We start from the raw sequence: 5871 nt of genomic DNA, 5'->3' as shown, positions 1-5871 counted from the left end.
CATGATGTCCCTCTGGGATGCGCTCCGGATGAATATGATGATCTCATATCAGGAACTTGTTCGCACCTTCCCTAATAAGGCTTTAATAAATGATGAATAGTTTTTATTTTCGTTAAACTGGAATTTAGGATAGTGTTCAAAATCAAAAAAAGAACAATTCTCGTTACGATAAGGACGGCTTGCATCCTGCTGCCCTGATAAAAATGAGTCAATTGCAGACCGGATCACCTTATGGCATTCAGCACCTTCTCGGGCAAAGTTGGCAAGCATTCCGGTGTTGATGCCAATGAGCAATGGAGATGACTGCTGATGATGATTAGCAAATAACTCATTCAAAGCATCAATAGCTGATTGTCGAGGGGCAAAACTATGAGTGGCATCCAGATGGAAAATAAATCGCCGCTGATAACGCGGATCTGACTGACAGCGGGTTAAAATTTCGGACTTTCCGTCCCCGCTACTACCACACAAAAAAATGATTTCACCGGGTTTAGCAACATCCAGATAGCGTTGCAATTCAGTTTCAATCTCTTGTTTAACAAAGAGTTGTTCCTTTAACTGATCGAACTCATCCTTCTGACGGTGTGTCACGGTGGTGACGGAAAACGAAGATGACTTCGCAAGTACACCCAACGCTTTACGTAATGTGATTGCGCTCATAACTTCATGTTCTCTAAAGTAAGAATTCGCCTATTCTATAAAAGCTAACCCACGATATCTATAGGCCCTTTGACACAATCATTACGAGCGATTTCAACATAGTATCTTTCCCTCTTCGTACAGCGTTACCAATGATACAAAACACTTCCAAAGACGGCGGGTCAAATCCAAATCTATCAACCAGCCTCCAAAGTGAGGCTAGTTGAGCTGGTTGATTAGTTGTACCTTAATTAAACATACACACTAAATATTACCCCGATTAATCTTCGCATAGTCAAACGGCGTAATCCCACTCTCCCGATTCGCATCCAGAAAATCAGCCCACCATTGCAGCATCAATTTGCGTTCATCCAGATGAACTGCTTTATGAATATACGCAGCCCGTACAGAGTTACGTTCCATATGGCTCATCTGCCGCTCTACTGCATCCTTCGACCACAATCCCGATTCAATCAACGAACTACATGCCATGGTCCTGAATCCATGCCCACAAACCTCCACCTTGGTGTCATACCCCATAACACGCAACGCCTTGTTCACCGTGTTTTCACTCATCGGTTTACGAGGGTTATGATCGCCAACGAAAACAAAATCACGCTCACCACTAAGCTTGTGAACCTGTTTAAGGATTTCTAATGCCTGGCGAGACAGCGGTACTAAATGAGGCGTACGCATTTTCGAGCCACGCTCTGAATGCTTCACTCCTTCAATAGCTTCTCGTTCAGCCGGTATTGTCCACATTGCCGTTTCAAAATCGATTTCAGACCAACGCGCAAAGCGCAATTCACTGGAACGAATGAAGATCAATAAGGTGAGCTCAACGGCCAAGCGGGTCAAAGGGCGTCCCGTGTAACTGTCAATTCGTCGGAGTAGTTCAGGTAGACGTTTCAGCTCAAGTGCAGGGCGATGGACACGGTTACTTGAAGCAACTGCTCCAGCCATCTCTTGGGCCGGGTTGTAATCAATCAAGCCACATTGCACTGCATAGCGCATGATTGCTGTGGTTCGCTGCTGAAGACGAGAAGCGACTTCAAAGCGGCCTGTAGCCTCTACGATTTTAATGGGTGCAAGCAGGTCTCGAGTCTTCAGCTCTTCAATGCTCCGCTTGCCAATAGCGTGAAACAGATTATCTTCTAGGCTCTTCAGTACCCGTCGACTGTGATCCTCTGACCATTTCTTGTTAGTTGCGTGCCACTCTCTGGCAACTGACTCAAAGGTAATAACCTCTTTCGCCTGCTCTTCTTTTACAGCCCGCTTGTGCTCGCGAGGATCGATACCTGCAGCAACAAGCTTTCTGGCCTCTTCTCTCTTTTGACGAGCACCAGCCAGTGAAGTTTCAGGGTAAACCCCAAAAGCCATCAGGTGCTGCTTACCACCAAAACGAAAGCGGAAGCGCCAGTATTTTGAGCCGTTAGGGTGAATAAGCAAAAACATGCCATCCCCATCGACAAGGGTGTACTCCTTTTCCTGCGGTTTCGCAGAACGTACTTTAGTATCTGTCAGAGCCATAAAAGTTCTCCTTCCATGTGCCGCTGTGAGTATACAACCATTATCGAACCAGCATATATACTCGGTTCTATACTCACAAGCGACTTGATGTGGATTGACTCAGATTGACTTCTGTTGAAGGGAAAATCGCGAAAAGCCTTGCGGATACTGGATTTTAGGCACAAAAAAAGACGTCCGTTGACGTCTATTGATGTTCCGATGGTGCCGAAGGCCGGACTCGAACCGGCACGTATTTCTACGGTTGATTTTGAATCAACTGCGTCTACCGATTTCGCCACTTCGGCACTGAAGGGGATGCGGAAACGTTGTGGATTATACCTGTCGCGCGCCGCCATGCAAGCGACGACGCGCTAAACCCGCGCTAAGTGCCCAAAAAACCAGCGCCCTTTTTCACTCCAGCTCGGACACCGCCAGCCGAATCACCCTCGCGGCCTTCTGCTCCGGCAGCGCCAGCACCTTCGCCCACATCTCCTGCACCATATCGCAGGAGAGCTTCTCTTTGCCCGCCGCCTTCTCCGGCATCTGCAGCAGCTGGATGTCCTCGCCGTACTTATCGGCAAGTTGCTTCATAATCGGTCGCACGTCCTCGACGGCCGCCTCGCGTTCGGCAGGGGTCACGGTGTGGCGGTTTTTGCCGTAGGCCGCACGCATCATGTCAGCGTCGGCCTGCATGCGCCGCGCCATCAGGTCTTTATCCAGCATACGCATCGGGTTCACGCCGCCCTTCACCATTGGGTAGAGGAAGCGGAAGCAGGCGTCGTCGCTCACCTTCTGGATGGCGGCGGTCTGCTCCATATTGATGGTCATGTAGTTCACCACGTTGGCATCCGGGGCGTTTTGCAGGCGCGACATCTGCAGATGCAGGATCTGCGGCTGGATGGTGTCGATAATCTGCTGCTCCGGCTCGCCCGCTTTTTGCAGGGCGGCCATCTGGTCGAGGATACGCTGATGCAGCGCGGGCTCCTGCTCCTTAATAACCTGCCAGGCGGGCATCGCGTTGAGGGCGTTATCCATCTGCCGTTCCGGAGCACGCTGCTTATCGAAAAATACCCAGAACGCCACGGCGGCGGCCGCGACGACGACAATCACAATACGGGTCCAAGTTTTATTCATCTCGCATCCTTATCCTTGAGTTGTGCCGGTTTACACCGGCACGCCGCTGTGGAAGCGAAACTCGTGGTCCGGTGTCGAGATAAGTGTGGCTTCAATTTCGCCAAAAAGCTGTATGCGCGGTGAGATATCGTCGTCGCTCACCTGCTGTGCCAGCATCAGGTAGTCCTGATAGTGGCGCGCTTCCGAGCGCAGCAGCGAGAGATAAAACTTCTGCAGGTCGTCGTCGAGGAACGGAGCCAGCGCGGCGAAGCGTTCGCAGGAGCGGGCTTCGATGTAGGCGCCGCAGATGAGCTTGTCGATCAGCGTCAGCGGTTCGTGGGTACGCACCTCCTTCAGCATCCCTTTGGCGTAGCGGCTGGCGGTAATTTTGACGTAGGGAATATCGCGCGCCAGCATCGCCTCGCGCACCTGCCAGAAGTGGTGCAGCTCCTCTTTAATCAGCAGCACCATGCTGTCGATAAGCCGCTGGCCCCACGGGTCGTCGGTTTTGGGCATCACGCTTTTGCCAATCTGCCTGTGCAGGGCGATGAAGTCCGGCTCCGGGCCGTCGCGGAAGGTGAACTGTTCGTAGGGTTTGAGCCAGTCGAGCAGCGCGTCTGCACCGCTTTCGTCGGCGACGTATTTACGCACCAGCAGCAGCGCGGTCTGGGCGGCCTTGAGCTCACACACCATGTGGTCGGTGAGCAGCAGCGGCAGGTTCGCCGGGTCGCGGGCTTTATCAATCCATGCTTGAGGAGTCGGGCACTGGAGGAAGTTGAGTACGGGGGCGAGTATCTGCGGGTAATCCATGGTTCTGCCTTGAAAAAGCGGTGGCGTGCGCCACCGCCTGAATCACTTAGTGACGCACGCCGTCGTCGTCTTCGTCGACGTAATCTTCGTCGTCGCCTTCTTCGCCGTCTTCACCGTTAGGATCTTCAAAGTAGGTTCCCCAGCCGTCGTATTCCACGTCAAACTTCTCGGCCAGGTTCATCAGCTGTTCTACCTGCGCGTCGATAAGCTCCGCCTTCAGCGCGCCTTCGCTCAGGATGTCACAGCAGATAACGGTGTCGCCCTCTTCCACTTCCAGCTCTTCCGGCTCGGTCACTTCGTAACCCAGCTTGAAGGCTTCTACGGCCATTTTTTCCAGCGCGTCGAAATCATCCGCAGAGAAATGGTGCTCGATGGTGTAGAGCGCGTCCGGATCGCTACCGTCTTCCAGCAGTTCTTCAATAATCAGACGCGTCTCTTCGCGTTGCTCTTCCAGGTGTTCCGGGTTTGCCATGGCTCAATCCTCTTTAAAGTGCGGCAGATACTTCTATTTTCACACACGGACGGGTTTGCCTCCACCTTTGTAAGAAAGAATTGTGAAACGGGGTTGCAAATGAATAATTACACATATAAAGTGAATTTTAATTCAATAAGTGGCGTTCGCCAGGCGAGGATAAAATGTCCGATTTATACAAGAAACACTTTCTGAAACTGCTCGACTTTACCCCTGCACAGTTCACTTCTCTGCTGACCCTTGCCGCACAGCTCAAAGCCGATAAAAAAAAGGGCAAGGAAGTACAAAAGCTTACCGGTAAAAATATCGCGCTCATCTTCGAAAAAGACTCGACCCGTACACGTTGCTCTTTCGAAGTTGCCGCATTTGACCAGGGCGCGCGCGTCACCTATTTAGGGCCAAGCGGCAGCCAGATTGGGCATAAAGAGTCAATAAAGGACACCGCACGCGTGCTCGGGCGGATGTACGACGGCATTCAGTATCGCGGTCACGGCCAGGAAGTGGTCGAAACGCTGGCGCAGTATGCGGGCGTGCCGGTGTGGAACGGGCTGACCAACGAGTTCCACCCGACGCAGCTGCTGGCTGACCTGCTGACCATGCAGGAGCACCTGCCGGGCAAGGCGTTTAACGAGATGACGCTGGTCTACGCGGGCGACGCGCGCAACAACATGGGCAACTCGATGCTGGAGGCAGCGGCGCTGACCGGGCTGGATCTGCGCCTGGTGGCTCCGAAGGCCTGCTGGCCGGAAGAGAGCCTGGTGGCGGAGTGCAGTGCACTGGCGGAAAAACACGGCGGGAAGATCACCCTGACGGAAGACGTGGCGGCGGGCTTGAAGGGCGCGGACTTTATCTATACCGACGTGTGGGTGTCGATGGGCGAAGCCAAAGATAAGTGGGCGGAGCGTATTGCGCTGCTGCGCGGGTATCAGGTGAACGCGCAGATGATGGCGCTGACCGGCAACCCGGACGTGAAGTTCCTGCACTGTCTGCCGGCGTTCCATGACGACCAGACCACGCTCGGCAAGCAGATGGCGAAGGAGTTCGATCTGCACGGCGGGATGGAAGTGACGGACGAGGTGTTTGAGTCGGCAGCGAGCATCGTGTTCGACCAGGCGGAAAACCGGATGCATACGATTAAGGCGGTGATGGTGGCAACGCTTGGGGAGTAATTGACTCCTCTGCGGCCTGATGCCCTCACCCCGGCCCTCTCCCACAGGGAGAGGGAGAAAACCGGCTTTGTTGAATAAATCAGATTTCGGGTAAGTCTCCCCCGTAGCGGGTTGTGTTTTCAGGTAATACGCACGCTTTCAGGCATACCTGCTTTCGTC

General features: G+C 53.1%; 6 protein-coding genes, 1 tRNA gene and 1 pseudogene. 2 read left to right on the top strand and 6 right to left on the bottom strand.

Annotation, left to right across the window (positions count from 1 at the left end):
• Positions 1 to 63: 63 nt before the first annotated feature.
• From dptF to rraB, 6 genes and pseudogenes are all read right to left on the bottom strand, one after another.
• Positions 64 to 660: pseudogene (dptF, locus tag ACWYRJ_RS20360) on the bottom strand (DNA phosphorothioation-dependent restriction protein DptF); the annotation flags it as partial.
• A 243-nt stretch (positions 661 to 903) separates the two neighbouring features.
• A complete protein-coding gene (locus ACWYRJ_RS20355) occupies positions 904 to 2169 on the bottom strand; it encodes a tyrosine-type recombinase/integrase (RefSeq protein ID WP_186390428.1) in 1266 nt (421 codons plus the stop codon).
• A 199-nt stretch (positions 2170 to 2368) separates the two neighbouring features.
• Positions 2369 to 2453, bottom strand: a tRNA-Leu gene (locus ACWYRJ_RS20350).
• 106 nt (positions 2454 to 2559) lie between these two features.
• Positions 2560 to 3282: a topoisomerase II gene (locus ACWYRJ_RS20345; protein ID WP_455508518.1), complete on the bottom strand. Its 723-nt coding sequence runs from the start codon at positions 3280 to 3282 to the stop codon at positions 2560 to 2562.
• Positions 3283 to 3312: 30 nt separating this feature from the next.
• Complete coding sequence (miaE, locus tag ACWYRJ_RS20340; RefSeq protein WP_111965339.1) at positions 3313 to 4071, bottom strand: tRNA isopentenyl-2-thiomethyl-A-37 hydroxylase MiaE; 759 nt, start codon at positions 4069 to 4071, stop codon at positions 3313 to 3315.
• Positions 4072 to 4117: 46 nt separating this feature from the next.
• Positions 4118 to 4543, bottom strand: coding sequence for a ribonuclease E inhibitor RraB (gene rraB / locus ACWYRJ_RS20335; RefSeq protein ID WP_006810300.1), 426 nt, complete (start codon positions 4541 to 4543; stop codon positions 4118 to 4120).
• 99 nt (positions 4544 to 4642) lie between these two features.
• On the opposite strand from rraB, the gene argL reads away from it, so the two are divergent.
• Both argL and argF read left to right on the top strand, forming a co-directional pair.
• Positions 4643 to 4738, top strand: a complete 96-nt coding sequence (gene argL, locus ACWYRJ_RS20330; protein ID WP_257756243.1) for a putative translational regulatory protein ArgL — start codon at positions 4643 to 4645, stop codon at positions 4736 to 4738.
• Positions 4708 to 5712 (top strand): ornithine carbamoyltransferase, encoded by a 1005-nt coding sequence (argF, locus tag ACWYRJ_RS20325; RefSeq protein ID WP_455508517.1) that lies wholly within the window; start codon positions 4708 to 4710, stop codon positions 5710 to 5712. The genes argL and argF overlap by 31 nt, the downstream gene beginning before the upstream one ends.
• Positions 5713 to 5871 lie beyond the last annotated feature (159 nt).

The sequence above is a fragment of the Enterobacter sp. genome, from assembly GCF_977039595.1.
This window is presented reverse-complemented; position numbering and strand designations above follow the sequence as displayed.

What these genes read in the sequence shown, in the direction of transcription:
- ACWYRJ_RS20355 (WP_186390428.1), bottom strand. Translation starts at nt 2,169, where the DNA reads ATGGCTCTGACAGATACTAAAGTACGTTCTGCGAAACCGCAGGAAAAG.
- miaE (WP_111965339.1), bottom strand. Translation starts at nt 4,071, where the DNA reads ATGGATTACCCGCAGATACTCGCCCCCGTACTCAACTTCCTCCAGTGC.
- argF (WP_455508517.1), top strand. Translation starts at nt 4,708, where the DNA reads ATGTCCGATTTATACAAGAAACACTTTCTGAAACTGCTCGACTTTACC.
- argL (WP_257756243.1), top strand. Translation starts at nt 4,643, where the DNA reads ATGAATAATTACACATATAAAGTGAATTTTAATTCAATAAGTGGCGTT.
- rraB (WP_006810300.1), bottom strand. Translation starts at nt 4,543, where the DNA reads ATGGCAAACCCGGAACACCTGGAAGAGCAACGCGAAGAGACGCGTCTG.
- ACWYRJ_RS20345 (WP_455508518.1), bottom strand. Translation starts at nt 3,282, where the DNA reads ATGAATAAAACTTGGACCCGTATTGTGATTGTCGTCGTCGCGGCCGCC.